This is a genomic window from Lactiplantibacillus brownii, from assembly GCF_031085375.1.
GTDB classification, from domain to species: domain Bacteria; phylum Bacillota; class Bacilli; order Lactobacillales; family Lactobacillaceae; genus Lactiplantibacillus; species Lactiplantibacillus brownii.
Window position 1 is genome coordinate 1,758,912 of record NZ_JAVCWF010000001.1, and the last position, 14,436, is coordinate 1,773,347.

17 protein-coding genes and 1 other annotated feature are annotated in these 14,436 nt (G+C 43.6%); of the genes, 1 reads left to right on the forward strand and 16 read right to left on the reverse strand.

All coding sequences use genetic code 11. The features are described from left to right. Window positions 1–282 precede the first annotated feature (282 nt). From RA086_RS08180 to RA086_RS08190, 3 genes are all read right to left on the reverse strand, one after another. The gene (locus RA086_RS08180) at window positions 283–483 is read right to left on the reverse strand and encodes a hypothetical protein (protein WP_308703343.1); all 201 of its coding nucleotides are present in this window, start codon (window positions 481–483) and stop codon (window positions 283–285) included. 14 nt (window positions 484–497) lie between these two features. Next, a complete protein-coding gene (locus tag RA086_RS08185) occupies window positions 498–623 on the reverse strand; it encodes a hypothetical protein (RefSeq protein WP_308703344.1) in 126 nt (41 codons plus the stop codon). Between the two features lie 103 nt (window positions 624–726). Further along, a complete protein-coding gene (locus RA086_RS08190; RefSeq protein WP_308703345.1) occupies window positions 727–891 on the reverse strand; it encodes a hypothetical protein in 165 nt (54 codons plus the stop codon). A 171-nt stretch (window positions 892–1,062) separates the two neighbouring features. Here RA086_RS08190 and mazE point away from each other — a divergent pair, with 171 nt between their 5' ends. Then, window positions 1,063–1,278: a type II toxin-antitoxin system PemI/MazE family antitoxin gene (mazE, locus tag RA086_RS08195; RefSeq protein ID WP_308703346.1), complete on the forward strand. Its 216-nt coding sequence runs from the start codon at window positions 1,063–1,065 to the stop codon at window positions 1,276–1,278. Window positions 1,279–1,354: 76 nt separating this feature from the next. Here the strand turns inward: mazE and RA086_RS08200 are convergent, their stop codons facing one another. The 13 genes from RA086_RS08200 to RA086_RS08260 all read right to left on the reverse strand — a co-directional run bounded on the left by RA086_RS08200 (window position 1,355) and on the right by RA086_RS08260 (window position 14,424). Next, window positions 1,355–1,678, reverse strand: coding sequence for a hypothetical protein (locus tag RA086_RS08200; RefSeq protein WP_308703347.1), 324 nt, complete (start codon window positions 1,676–1,678; stop codon window positions 1,355–1,357). Beyond that, on the reverse strand, window positions 1,675–1,878 hold the full coding sequence (locus RA086_RS08205; protein ID WP_407659057.1) for a helix-turn-helix transcriptional regulator: 204 nt from the start codon (window positions 1,876–1,878) through the stop codon (window positions 1,675–1,677). Before RA086_RS08205 ends, RA086_RS08200 begins: the two co-directional genes overlap by 4 nt. A gap of 731 nt (window positions 1,879–2,609) precedes the next feature. Further along, on the reverse strand, window positions 2,610–3,272 hold the full coding sequence (locus tag RA086_RS08210; RefSeq protein WP_137625854.1) for a potassium channel family protein: 663 nt from the start codon (window positions 3,270–3,272) through the stop codon (window positions 2,610–2,612). Window positions 3,273–3,286: 14 nt separating this feature from the next. After that, window positions 3,287–4,639 (reverse strand): TrkH family potassium uptake protein, encoded by a 1,353-nt coding sequence (locus RA086_RS08215; RefSeq protein ID WP_308703348.1) that lies wholly within the window; start codon window positions 4,637–4,639, stop codon window positions 3,287–3,289. A 150-nt stretch (window positions 4,640–4,789) separates the two neighbouring features. Next, a complete protein-coding gene (gene mnmA, locus RA086_RS08220) occupies window positions 4,790–6,031 on the reverse strand; it encodes a tRNA 2-thiouridine(34) synthase MnmA (protein ID WP_308703349.1) in 1,242 nt (413 codons plus the stop codon). After that, a complete protein-coding gene (locus RA086_RS08225; protein ID WP_308703350.1) occupies window positions 6,031–6,372 on the reverse strand; it encodes a DUF1831 domain-containing protein in 342 nt (113 codons plus the stop codon). Before RA086_RS08225 ends, mnmA begins: the two co-directional genes overlap by 1 nt. Window positions 6,373–6,387: 15 nt before the next feature. Next, the gene (locus RA086_RS08230; protein WP_308703351.1) at window positions 6,388–7,539 is read right to left on the reverse strand and encodes a cysteine desulfurase family protein; all 1,152 of its coding nucleotides are present in this window, start codon (window positions 7,537–7,539) and stop codon (window positions 6,388–6,390) included. 22 nt (window positions 7,540–7,561) lie between these two features. Further along, window positions 7,562–8,257 carry a 5'-methylthioadenosine/adenosylhomocysteine nucleosidase gene (locus RA086_RS08235; protein ID WP_308703352.1) on the reverse strand — a complete coding sequence of 232 codons (696 nt, stop codon included), beginning with the start codon at window positions 8,255–8,257 and terminating at the stop codon, window positions 7,562–7,564. A gap of 18 nt (window positions 8,258–8,275) precedes the next feature. Next, on the reverse strand, window positions 8,276–8,539 hold the full coding sequence (locus RA086_RS08240; protein WP_308703353.1) for a hypothetical protein: 264 nt from the start codon (window positions 8,537–8,539) through the stop codon (window positions 8,276–8,278). Then, entirely contained in the window at window positions 8,532–9,092 is a 561-nt protein-coding gene (locus tag RA086_RS08245) for an NUDIX hydrolase (RefSeq protein WP_308703354.1), read from the reverse strand. Before RA086_RS08245 ends, RA086_RS08240 begins: the two co-directional genes overlap by 8 nt. A 221-nt stretch (window positions 9,093–9,313) precedes the next feature. Then, entirely contained in the window at window positions 9,314–10,312 is a 999-nt protein-coding gene (gene dapF, locus RA086_RS08250) for a diaminopimelate epimerase (protein WP_308703355.1), read from the reverse strand. Between the two features lie 264 nt (window positions 10,313–10,576). Continuing rightward, a complete protein-coding gene (gene ileS, locus RA086_RS08255; protein WP_308703356.1) occupies window positions 10,577–13,375 on the reverse strand; it encodes an isoleucine--tRNA ligase in 2,799 nt (932 codons plus the stop codon). A 101-nt stretch (window positions 13,376–13,476) separates the two neighbouring features. Next, window positions 13,477–13,690, reverse strand: a binding site (T-box leader). Between the two features lie 32 nt (window positions 13,691–13,722). Beyond that, a complete protein-coding gene (locus tag RA086_RS08260; protein ID WP_308703357.1) occupies window positions 13,723–14,424 on the reverse strand; it encodes a DivIVA domain-containing protein in 702 nt (233 codons plus the stop codon). Window positions 14,425–14,436 lie beyond the last annotated feature (12 nt).

Below are 14,436 nucleotides of genomic sequence, written 5' to 3' on the forward strand. Positions count from 1 at the left end.
GCCAATTGTCGCTCGGCCAGTCTCATATTGTTGGCCGTTTAAGCTAATAGTGCCGTCATTTTATGGTATTTAGAAAACCATCGTGAGCAGAGTGCGACTCAGATAATGAAAAAATTACGATTAGATCCCACAAGTCTCAGTTATTACGAAACTTTACGTAGAAAAATAGAGTTACAACAGCTTCAGCATTCTTGATAAAATAACATTTAAATATTCTCAATAAACCCTGTACAAAAAAAGATGTCGCCACAACCAGCCAACATCTCTGAATACACTATTAAATTAATCACTCTGGTTATGCTCTAATTCATTCCGCCTTGCTGCAATCAAATCTGATAATTCATCCAGATCCGACAATTTCGACATAGCTTTAACGAAATTCCGTGCACGTGATCGATATTGAAGGTATTTTATTCGATCTTTATTATTACCATCCCAACGAATGTTGGCGGCCCGCTTGGCATTTGTGTATGGTTGTGTCATATTTGGATTCTCCCCTACTTCACCAACAACCATACTAGTAAGGCAATAAGAATCAACCAAACAACGATATTTGGTAGTGCCTGTCTCAAATTTAAGTGAGCAACACTGAAACTCACATTTTTCGGCTTAAATCGTTTCATGTTAACACCTCTCACAAGCAATTAGCATTACTTTCTGCTATACTGACTTTATAGTAAAGTACCAACAAAGGGTGGGCCTAATCACCCTTTGCGTGAAACGGTCTTACAACTCAAAACTTGTTTTGAAACTGATGAGCCCAAAATTAAGTGCAACCTTAACTTTGTAACACGGTTCATCATGGCGTTTCTCAACATTCAAGCTGACTATGATCAAATTAACCTTAATGGTTAAATCAATCTTAGTCGGCTTTTTCATTTGAAATTGCAAGGGAATCACCTCCCCTCGTTGGTACATATATGTTAATACACTTGTACAAGTGTATTATCAACAAAAATTAAGATTTTTAAACAACATAATTGAATTAGTACATAAATCTCAGATCCCTTTAACATCGTATTACATATTATACTTAGCTAAAAGAAAGGAATACTTACCATCATGGAAGTGAAAATCATAAATTACCATACCTCTTTAGCATTGGGCTTGCCGAAGGATAATCGTTTTAAGGAGGGTCAAAATTGGTTGCTAATCCCCTCCGCAGATGGAGAATCATTCACTTTGGCTCCCAAAACAGAAAATCCATACAACAAAACTAAAGGCTCAAAAATCATGACTGAAGAATGGTCTGATTTTAATTGTAATGAAGTGAAATAACAAGGGATACTTCCCAACAAAAAAACTTATTTTATTTGAACGTTGCCCGGGACACATCTGATTCGGGCTTGCTAAATCAAAATACTCTATCAAAATGTTTAACCGCTAGATACTCAATAAAGGACCCTAAACAAATAACCAAAGTAAAAATCAATAAGACAAGATTCAAACTAAGAGTGATTTTTTGTGATGCAAAGAGGGACCAAACCATCACAATGGCTACAGCAACAATCAAACTTTCATAATAATATTTAACTAGTCGATTAGCACGAAGACAAATTTGCTGCCACCGTTCATCGTTATGATAACGACGTTTTAAACCATCAATCTTTATTACCGCATAAAAATATAGTCCCATCACTAAAATAACAACGACTAAAATACTCGTTTGATTCATCATAAAGTCCCCTCCAAATAGAAGATTTGTTCAATTGGTTGGCCAAAAAGTTGGGCAATTTTAAAAGTGAGTTCAAGCGAAGGCAGGTACTTGTGTTTTTCAATTGAAATAACCGCTTGGCGTGAAAAATGTAGGCGGCCAGCCAATTCTGCTTGCATCCAATTACGTTCCGCCCGCAAGACTTTAAGCCGATTCTTTATCAATGTAACACCATCTTTACTAAAAGTAATGTTTTATTTACATATATAGCATATCACAATAACAGTAGCGATGTTAGCGCTTTCCAAACTGCTGCCGGATTTAATTTATTTCGGAAATTCTGTATGATTCATATATGGAGTTCCTTTTCTGTTGTATTTTTTTCGTGGTTGATAAAAGTATACGGGAGGTAACTCCTTTTTCATACATAAAATTTCTGGAATAGTATGCATCAAAAAAACGGCAAGCAATTCCGGCGGGCAGAAATCTGCTGCTGGAATTGCTTGCCGTTTTTGGCTGATATTTTGTTGGTATAACGTGCGCGTCGACAGTTACTCGACTAAATTTTAATTATGTCAACTAGTGCATCGTAGCTATCAACTTTATTAAAATAGTTCATCCATTGTCCGTCTCCGTGAACCAGCACGTTTGCTGTGAGGCAGACCTGCAGCCAAAGACCGGTCTGCAGGGCAAACGAGCTAGTCCACTCCGGCGTTAGATAGCAATTTAACACGTGAACATCAATTAAACCAGTATCAACGAAGGCTCGATTAATATTAGGGTTGCTGATTAATGCAGGGCGGACTGGAGGATACTCAGTTGTAGAATCTCGCTTTTCTGGTGAATTTTCCAGCTTAAAGAAAGCACGTTATCAGTCCAGACCGACCTGAACGGCAAGCTAAACGGATACTCAATCGACTAAAAAAGCCTGGCTCATCGCCTAGGCTTGCAGACCTTACTTTTTCAAGGCTTCATCTAAGCCCTCGACCCCTTTGATGGGACCAACGACCGTCAAAACATCATGTAGTGCCATCATATCCGTAGGTTCCGGGGAAACATTGATCTTACCATTATGCTTAATCGCAATCACCGTTAACCCAAACCGTTCACGCAAATTCAACGCAATGAGATTTTGATCCACAAAGGTCGGATCCGTAATCTCGATTGCCGCCAAGGTGTATTCATCACTCAGATCAATAAAGCTCAAAATATGATTTGAGAGCAACTTGCGGACAATACTGTGCCCCATATCACGCTCAGGGAAAATAACTTGATCTGCGCCGACCCGCTCAAGCACCCGTCCTTGATCACTCGTTTCAGCCTTCGCAATCACCTTCTTGGCACCCTGCTCTTTACTTAGCATCGTGGTCAAGATACTGGCTTCCATATTGTTCCCAATACCAATGATGACATAATCAAAGGTATCGATATTCAGCTCCCGCAGAACGGCTTCGTCACGCGTATCGGCAATTAACGTTTGCGTCGCCACTTCCATTAATTCGTTAACTGGCTCCTCATTAATATCCACTGCCAAAACGTCTTGATGAGCGTCCACCAAAGTACGAACGACCGATTGACCAAAGCGTCCTAATCCAAATACTGCAAAACTCTTTTTCATTATTTTCTGACTCCTTAACCAATCAAGATATTTTCAGCCGGGTAGCGAATCAAATTGACCTTCGCTTGTCGTTTTGAAAGGGCATATAGCGATGTGAAAATCCCGACTCGTCCAATAAACATCAGTAACATGATGATCAATTTCCCGACGACCGTTAAATGTGGGGTTAGTCCTAAACTCAACCCGACCGTCCCAAACGCCGATAAGACTTCGAAAACCACGTATTCCAAACCAAAACCATGCGGAATTTTTTCCGTTTGGGTGAGAATTAAAGTCGCCACTGAAATCACAATACTTGCTAGGAAAACCAGCAATAGTGCGCGACTAATATTGGCTTGGCTAAAACGACGATGACTAAATTCAACATCTTGCTTACCGCGCAATTGGGCAATACTTTGGAACATCAGGACGCCGAACGTCGTGGTTTTGATCCCACCAGCCGTTGAACCAGGCGTCCCACCAACAAACATGAGCACCATAATGATAAATAAACTCCCGGCTTGCAGTTTACCTGTCGGCATTGTGATCAAGCCCGCGGTTCGTGGCGTCACACTTAAAAAGAGCGTATTAATGGTGCGATTAAACCAAGAAGTCCCGGTCGGTAATAATTTTAAATCACGTTCAGTAATCAATAATAAAATAAAACCAAGCACAAACAGACTAATAGTTGTCAATAAAGTTAATTTTGAGTTCAATGATAACCGTTTACGCTCGTGAAAAAGAAGGAGATCACGCCAGACCAAGAACCCCAGCCCACCAGCAATTACTAGGATCATCGTCACGATCAAGACATAAGAGTCACTACGAAAATCCATTAAGCTATTGCCAAAGACATCAAAACCAGCGTTACAAAATGACATCACCGCATGGTAAAGCGACACATATAGCCCATGACGCCAGCCGAAACGCGGCACAAAATCAACCGCCAACAGACCGAGTCCACCTAATTGAAACAGTAACGATAGGCCAACGACATAGCGCATGACACTTTTCGTATCACTCAAATTTTCAAGATTTAATGACTCTTTGACCATCAATTGCGTGGATAACCCAATGTTACGGCGCATAATATTGAACAATAAGACCGCAAACGTCATGTAACCCAGCGCACCAACTTCTGACAAGCCTAAAATGACCACTTGACCAAATGTCGACCAGTGTGTCGCGGTATTGACGACCGTCAGTCCAGTGATACAAGTTGCGGACGCCGCGGTGAATAACACGTTGATAAACGAACTGTGGGTCCCGACTGGTGTCGCAATCGGTAAACTTAATAAGGCCGTGCCAATGACAATTAAAATCACAAACCCGGCGACCATCTTTTTAGATAATGTATCAAAAAATTTAAACTGCTTTAATCTCTGCATAAACTCCCAGTCCCAAATTTCGTCTTTCCTTTTAGCTTAAGCAACCCCCAGCTGAAAAGCAAGCCTGATTTGCGTTTTCACCGCTTTCAGGCACAAAAAAGCCACTGGTATTCAGACTCGAATAACCAGTGGCATTATTAAGTTAACTCATTAAACGTACTGCAAAACGCGCTCATCATTATAAGCGGCATCAATCATTCCAGAACCAAGGCACTCTTCGCCACGGTAAAAGACAACGGCTTGTCCAGGCGTAATGGCACGCACTGGATCATCAAAGGTCACACGAACAGCCGTATGGGCTTCATTAAAGTGTACCGTCACGCCAGAATCCTTTTGACGATACCGGAACTTAGCCGTCACATGAAAATCATTACCGAGATCTTCACTAGTGACAAAATGTAGATCGGAGGCCTCTAAATAAGTCGCATACAGGTGTGGATTGTGATACCCTTTGCCGACGTACAGAATATTCTGCTTGAGGTCCTTACCAATCACAAACCATGGCTCGTTATCCTCACCATCACCACCGATACCAAGACCACGACGCTGACCAATCGTATAATACATTAAGCCAGCATGCTCGCCCTTGATTTCGCCGTCAAAAGTCATCATTTTGCCAGGCGTTGCTGGTAAGTAATGACCTAAGAATTCCTTGAAGTTCTTTTCGCCAATGAAGCAGATCCCCACGGAGTCCTTCTTCTTAGCCGTCGCTAAGCCAGCGTTCAACGCTAACTTCCGGACGTCTGGCTTGATCATGTCACCTAATGGGAACATAACCTTTGAAAGCGTCTTAGAATCAAGCTGACTCAAGAAATAAGTTTGGTCCTTGTTGCCGTCCACACCGCGCAATAAATGCATCGTGCCGTCCTCATCATGTGAGAGCCGTGCATAATGTCCCGTGGCAATGTAGTCCGCACCCAAGTCCATTGCATAGTCTAAGAAGGCCTTAAACTTAATTTCCTTATTACAGATGACATCCGGATTAGGTGTCCGGCCCTTTTTGTATTCGTCTAAGAAATACGTAAAGACCCGATCCCAATATTCCTTCTCAAAATTAATTGAGTAGTACGGAATCCCAACTTTGTCAGCCACTTTGGCGACATCTTTATAATCCTCGGTCGCGGTACAGACGCCATTTTCGTCTGTATCATCCCAATTCTTCATAAAGACGCCCACCACGTCATAGCCTTGCTGCTTCAGCAATAGTGCCACAACGGATGAATCAACACCACCACTCATGCCGACAACGACACGCGTGTTACTGTGATCAGTCATACTTTTCACCATCATTTCCAAAAGATTCTGGAGAATCCACGATTTGAAGGTCGTACAAGTCCAGTAATACTCATTATAACAAAGAAAACGCCGGCTGCAAGCCAGGCGTTTCATCATTAAGCGGTTACTAATACTTCGCGGTCAATAAAGTTCTTTAAAATGAACCGTAATTGTTCCACCGCTTCGGGATGGGCCTCATTCTTGAAGATATTGGCCCGCTGCATCCCGTTACCCGTGACAGTCGCCATTTTAAAACCGGTTAGGTCCGCACTGAACGTCATCTTGAGTCTAAATGCCGCATTATAGGGCGTATTAGGATCCAACGACCAAGAGCACATAAAGGCGCCCGATTTTCCCTTGGTGAAGCCCAAATCCATTAACGTGTATTTCTTAATTCCCGAACTAATTTGATAAGTCTGTGAATCGCCTTCAAGTTTAACACTAGCTGCAAAAGCCATGCTGAACCCCTCCTCTTATTTTTTTAATAGTCGGTTGACTGTTTTAGTTAAAACGGTCACGAATTGATCCAAATCTTCTTTAGTTGTGTAACGGCCAAAACTCAAACGAATGGACTCGTTGATTCGAGGTGAGTCTTCGCCAAACATGGCAATCAAGACGTGTGACGGTTCCAAACTCCCCGCTGTACAAGCAGAGCCACCAGAAACAGCCACACCGCCCAAGTCCAAATTAGTCTGCAAAGTATAGGTTGAAATCCCCTTGATCCACAAGTTCAACACATGTTGGAGATTATTTTCACCTAGCTGCCCATTGACTTCAAAGTCCACGCCATTCGCCGTAAGCTGTGCCACAATATATGCCTTAAAATCATGATATTTGGCTTGACGATGTGCCTTTTCCTCAGACGTCAATTCTTTGACGGCAGTCGCAAAACCAGCGATGGCTGGCACATTTTCGGTCCCCGCGCGGCGTTTATCTTCTTGCTCGCCACCCTTAATCAGGCTTGGAAAGTTAATGCCATTCCGTTTGTAGAGAAAACCGATGAATTTGGGACCATTAATTTTGTGCGCAGAAGTTGACAACATGTCAATATGGTCGCGCTCAACGTCAATATCCAAAAGACCATAGGCTTGCACGGCATCCGTATGGAACCAAGCTTGATGATCCTTCAGGATTTCACCGATCTCATGGATTGGCATGTGGGAACCCACTTCATTGTTTCCCATCATAATTGAAACGAGAATAGTATCGGGACGTAAAGCCGCTTTAAAATCGGCTAAACTAATATCCCCATGCTCATCGACCGGCAAATAAGTCACTTCAAAGCCTTGCTTTTCCAAAAAGGCCAATGGCTTCAAAATCGCTTGATGTTCCACCGCAGTCGTAATAATATGCTTGCCCAACTTTTGTCGCGCATAAGCCGTCTGCATGATCGCGGTATTGTCGCCTTCCGTTCCACCACTCGTAAAAATGATATCATCATCGGGCGCATTGATACTTGCTGCAATGGTATGCCGACTGTCATCCAGTACTTCACGTGCGGCACGACCAAAGGCATGCGTACTGGAAGCATTACCGAACGTGTTCGTCATTCTTGTCATCATTTCAGTTACTACAGACTCAGCCATTGGCGTGGTCGCAGCATTATCTAGGTACACTTGCTTCATTAAAAATACTTCCTTCTAATAATTACTTGTTCTGTGCTTGGAATAGGGCCAACAACATCGCGGCAGATTGTTTCCCAGCTGACAAAATGAATTCATCAAAACTGACGCCAGCCTCTTCATCACCCACATCAGACATCGCCCGAATCACGACATACGGGGTATTGAACTGATGACAAGCTTGACCAATCGCAGCCCCTTCCATTTCACTCGAAAGTGCTTTGGGAAAATGGGCTAAAATTTTATCCGTCGCAGCTTTGCCGGCAATAAATTGGTCTCCAGACACAATCAGGCCAGTTTTAGCCTGTAAACCCGTCGCAGCGGCCGCACTAACGATTTGTTTGACCCAGTTGGCATCCGTTTCATAATACAATGGTTGCTGTGGCAGTTGCCCATACTCATAGCCAAAGGCCGTGGCATCAACATCATGATAAGCGGTAGCTGTCGCAACAACGACGTCACCGACCGCTAAGCCTTGGCCAATCCCACCAGCAGAACCAGAATTGATCACAACATCGACGTCAAAATTGGTAATCATTAACGCCGTCGTCAAACCTGCCTGGACTTTACCAATCCCAGATTGGACCAAAACGACCTCTTGATTGTCGATGGTGCCATCGTAAAAGGTGATGTCTTTGATGGGAACCACTTTTTCGCCTTGTAGCGCGTCACGTAATGTTTTAAGTTCTTCTGCCATTGCACAAATAATGCCAAATTTCATTGCTTAAATCCTACTTTCCTATGGGGTTAAAAATAATATTAAAAAGACGATAACAATCGCCAAAACTAAGCCTAAAATGACCCAGTTTAGCTTGCGTCCCAACCGTTTTGATTTTTCATCTTCAAGTGTCCGCGCCGTTTGAGCCGCGTAGGCACGTCGAGAGGACTCACTGCTTGAGTCCTCCTCTGGTTCATCAGATTGTGGCTCATCGGCAGGGGCCGACTCCGGCTGGGATTGTTGTTGTCGATATTGTTGACGAGTCATTCGATCATCATCAGCCATGGGACGTCACCCCTAACTCCGGATGACTTTGCCAATACCACACGGCCATGACCGTTTTAGCATCCACTAACTCGCCGGCTTTGACTTGGGCGAGTGCCGTGGACAAGGCCACTTTTTTCAACCTTAATAATTCATCGGGGTCTTGTGGCAGCTCATGAGCGACGGCATGTAACCCGGTGGCAACGTACAGGGTCATGTATTCATCCGTAAAGCCCGGTGACGTATAAAAACTGGCAACAGCTTCCAAATGATCTGCCACTAGCCGCGTTTCTTCATTTAACTCGCGGACCGCAGCAGCAGTTGCCGTTTCGCCAGCTTCAACCTTACCAGCGGGGATCTCTAAAGTCACCCCGTTCGTTGCTGAACGCCACTGCTTAACGAGTAACATTTCTCGCTCTGGTGTCACCATTAAAACCGCGACTGCGGGTTGATGATGCACAATTTCACGAATAGCGTGGCTTTGATCTGGTAATGTCACTTGTTGCCGTTCTACTTGCACCAGCCCGCCATCAAAAACCGTTTTACGCGTTTGCACTTTTTCTTCAAAATCCATGGCAAACAACCTCCTCGTTACCTGCTTTCTCAATAAGGATACCGATTTTTAAGCTTGATTGCAATTTTCGGTCGATTAATTTAGAGATTCTTTAGTGACAATCGGCCGATCACCCTTCACTTCACAACTGAGTCGTAACCAGCACCCTATCCAGATCAACTCAGGCCACAACTAACGAAAAAGCGCCGAGCAGTCAGTTTCACCACTCAGCGCTTGTCAAATTAAGCAGTTTTTAACGTTTCAACAAAACTTTCATAGGCGGTTTGTTCACCAGTGACCGTTACTGTGGCCTGCGTGAAATCGGCTGCCAAAGCATCGTCCAATGGTAAACTAACGATTTTAACAAAGGTGGCATTACCAATCAATTCCATCCAGTATTCTTCGTCAGCCCCTTGATGGACCACTGTTTTGACCATGCCACCAGGATTAGTCACATGGATTTCTTGATTGAAGTCCGTACTTTCTTGATGTAATAACACATACATCAAGGAGGAAGCAGACATGGCGGTCCCACAAGCATTGGTGAAGCCCACACCACGTTCAAACGTCCGGACAAAGATCGAATTTTTACCCAAAACTTCGACGAAGCTGACGTTCACACCGTCTGGGAAAATTGAATTCTTGCCGTCGTTCAGCCATTCACCAATACGACCCAATTCAGGTCCAACTAATGTCGCATGATCAACAAAGCTAATCAAGTGCGGATTAGGAACTGAAACTGCAGAGAATTTCAGTTCATTTGAAAGTGCTGGGATTGGTTCATTGATGATTGTTTGGGCATCATGGTTCGCATGCATCCCCAACGTTTTAGCCTCAAATGAAACCGGTGAGATTTCAACACTATAAGCGGGCACATTTTTCGCAAAGTCAGCGACCGCTTGAACTTTTAAGTCGGCATACATCGTTTCGACCCGGAAGTTATCCGTATCATTTTGGGTGCCTAAATAACGGGCAACGGTTCGTAACCCATTACCACACATGCTTGCTTCAGTGCCGTCTGCGTTAATGACCCGCATCCGCCCTAAAACGTGAGCATGTTCAGACTTATCAACGACTAATACGCCGTCAGCCCCTTCGTATAAGCCCGCTCCATCGCGCTTACAAATATTAATTGCCAACTGCTTTAAGCCCTTATCCGTAAGCGGCTCTGGAAATTGCGTTTGGTCCAATAAATAAAAATCATTACCGGAACCATGCACCTTGATCATTTTCACTGCCATCAGCATCCTATCTATTTAATAAACTCGGTTTTAGTTACTTCACTATCATACTGACTTTTTAACAATATTTCAATTCCGAAGAACCAAAAACTTAATGAAACTAATGTGGTGTCACCATCCTATTTGTAAGTCATTGGTTAATTGTCCGTTCCAGTTGGTCTGAAACGTGCTGGTCCACGGAGACGGACAATTAATGCCATATTTTAATAAAAACGGGCTAACCAACAGTTGCCTGTCAGTTAACCCGTTCTATCAAGTGTTTAATTAAGCTTCCAAACCAGTTGTCACTGATTCAGGATAGTTCGTCCGAACGATTTCGGCACAACGCGCACAAAGCATTGGATAAGCTTCATCGCTACCGACATCAGTCTTCGTCATCCGACAACGTGAACAAACTTCACCAGCCGCATGGCTCACTTTGATGGCTGCATGGTCACCAAAAGTCTCGGCATCACTTGGCGCCGCCGCTAAATCATGTAAGTCCAGTCCTGAGACCATCAACATTTGACGGACATCGGTGTGTAAACTGTCCAATAATGTCTTAGTTTCAGTGTCAACGTATAAGTCCAAATGAGCTTCTAAAGATTTCCCAATCAATTTGGCGTCACGAGCTTCTTCCAACGCCTTCAAAACGTTGCTCCGTAAGTCCATGAATTTTTGCCAATTAGTGTTCAATTCGGTTGCATTGGCATAGGTCTTCACCGTTGGCAATTCTGTCAATTGGGCAAATTCGCCAGCTTCTTTCAAGAATGGCCAAATTTCTTCCGTAGTATGTGGCAACATTGGCGTAAAGAGTTTTGTCAATGCGACCAAGACGTCATAGAAGACCGTTTGCATCGACCGCCGTGAATGGCTGTCTTCAGCATCGATATACATGATATCTTTGGCAATATCCAAATAGAAATTAGATAAATCAACCGTTAAGAAGTTTAAAAGTTTCTTGTAGATGTCCAAGAAATCATAGTGATCGTAATGATCCTTGACTTCCGCCACGAAATCATTCAAGCGGACTGCCATATACTGATCAACTGTTGCCAAGTCTTCAAAAGCGACCCGATTCTCGGCTGGATCATAATCAGTCGTATTAGCTAACATGAACCGCATGGTATTTCGGAACTTCTTGTACCCATCGGCAACTTGTTTGAAGCTTTCCATGGAGACCCGCACGTCAGAGCTCGTATCAACGGATGAGACCCATAAACGAACGATTTCAGCACCCATTTGTTTGATGACTTCTGCTGGCGCAATCGTATTACCGAGCGACTTACTCATCTTGCGGCCCTTGTTGTCCAAGGTGAAGCCTTGTGACAAGACTTGTTTGTATGGGGCATGACCAGAAACGGCCACACTCGTGATCAAACTAGAGTTGAACCAGCCACGATATTGGTCGGAGCCTTCCAAATATAGATCAGCTGGATAGGTCAAATAAGGCCGTTCTGCCAAGACACCTTGATGTGACGAGCCTGAATCGAACCAAACATCCATAATGTCGTTTTCTTTAGTGAAAGTGCCATTTGGTGAATGTTCACTCGTAAAGCCTGCTGGCAATAAGTCTTTGGCATCACGTTCAAACCAAACATTTGAGCCATATTGACCCACTAAATCAGCGACATGGTTGATCGTTTCTTCAGTCATAATTGCCGTGCCATCTTCACCATAGAAAATTGGTAGTGGCACACCCCAGACCCGTTGCCGTGAAATGACCCAGTCACCACGATCACGAATCATATTGTGCAGCCGTTTTTGACCCCAATCAGGGAAGAATTTGACGTCATCAATCGCGTGTAAAATTTCATCACGCATATCACCCACTGAAGCAAACCATTGTGGCGTTGCCCGGAAGATGATTGGCTTCTTCGTCCGCCAGTCAAAGGGATAACTGTGTTCATAAGGCATGTAATCAAGCAACAAGCCGGCAGCCTTTAATTTATCTAACGCAATCTTATTGGCATCATCATAGAAGACCCCTTCAAAATCAGGCCCCGCTTCAGCAGTTAAGATTCCTTGGTTGTTTACTGGTGCAAAGACCGGCAAATCATACTTCATCCCGATGCGGTAATCATCTTCCCCATAACCAGGCGCAGTATGCACTAGCCCAGTCCCTGAGTCCAAGGTTACGAAATCACCAAGCATGGTCACTAATTTACGACTCGCATCAAATGGATGTTCACAAATGACCCGATCTAAGTCAGCACCTTTAACGGTTTTAACGACTTTGACGTCTTCCCAACCGAAGCGCTTGGCATTTTCATCAACTAATTCTGCGGCAATGACATAGTTCCGGTCGTCACCACTATGTTGCACAACCGCGTAATCGAAACCAGCATCGATTGTGATCCCTTCAGAAGCTGGAATCGTCCAAGGGGTGGTGGTCCAAACGACCATATAAGTGTTGTCATCTAAGACACCCTTACCGTCGATCACTTTTTCACCATAAAAGGCAGATGGTGACGTCACGTCATGATATTCTACTTCGGCTTCTGCCAAGGCAGATTCTGAAGACCATGACCAGTAGACGGGCTTCTTGCCACGATAGATCAAATGGCGTTTGGCAAAGGCCCCGAAGACCCGGATTTGAGCGGCTTCGAATTCTGGCTTCAACGTCAAATAAGGATTATCCCATTCACCGGCAACACCCAACCGCTTGAATTCGTCACGTTGACGATCGACTTGTTTCAACGCATATTCGCGACAAAGTTCCCGAAAGTCGTTAGTACTCATCTTTTTACGATCATAGCCCGCTTGTTGTAACTTTTGTTCGATTGGCAACCCATGAGTATCCCAACCGGGAACGTAAGGTGCGCGAAAGCCATTCATTGATTTATAACGGACAATAAAGTCCTTAGTAATTTTATTCAACGCATGACCCATATGGATATCACCATTAGCGTATGGTGGCCCATCATGCAAAATAAAGGTTGGCTTACCTTCATTTAATTTTTGACGTTGTTCATAGACTTTGTTTTCCGCCCAAACATTTTCACGTTCGAGTTCTTTCACTGGTAAGTTACCACGCATTTTAAACTTGGTTTTACCGAGATTAAGCGTTTCTTTAACGCGCATTTGACCACTCCTTAATATTTTTTGACAACTGCCGATACCTACAAATGATCATATTTTACCAAATCAATCATGAAATTTTAGATACAAAAAAACTCCGCCCAACAAGGGACGAAGTTATCGTGGTACCACCCAATTTTAGAATTGTTTAGATTCTCTCATAAGCATGGGTAACGGTCATGAACCGGTCGACCTTACTCATTTCAGGTCGACATTCGGAGATGATCTGCAACTTCGTGAGGAACGATCGGGTTCACACTAGCCCCGACTCTCTGCGCGTATCACTAAGTTGTTTGCTGTTCTCCTCAAAATGTTAATAAAATTAATCTGTACTGTTGATTCTAGTCGACTTACTTCGCGGAGTCAACATCATCATCAGGGAAAATAACCACCGTTTGTTGTTGTGCTTGGTCACCACCGTCAGCGACTGGGGTTTCACCAGAAGCTGGTTCAGTGATTTCAGCAACTGCTTCCGAGTTTACGCTCGCATTGGCGCCGTTGTCAAGGTTATCATCTTTCAAGACATGTTGAATCTCTGAGTAACTCGAGGTATCGGTTTCGCTGAGTAGTTGATCCCAATCTTTGCTCTTAACAACTTCCAATTGTGATTCAAGCATCACTTGGAGTCGTTGGCGGAAGACCCGCGTTTGTTTCTTCAAATCATCCGTTTCAACGGATAACCGTTTAGCCTTTTGTGAGGCTTCATCGATCATCTGGTTCGACTTATCCGTGGCTTCACTGACAATGTCAGAAGCTTGCTTTTGAGCTTCACGGGTAATGATGTCTGCTTCCTTCTTCGAATTAGTCTTAACTTTGTCGGCAGCTTCTTGGGCAACCAAGATCGACTGATTCAAGGAATCCTTCAGTTCGTTGAAGTATTTGAGCTTACCTTCACTAGCGTCTAAACGTTCCTGGAGGTCCTTATTTTGCTTCAAGGTAATTTGATAATCCTTAATAATTTGTTCCAGAAAATCATTTACCTCGTCAATATTGTAACCACGGAGTTTCGTGGAAAACTCTTTGTTATGAATGTCATCAGGACTTAACACCATACTAAATTTCCT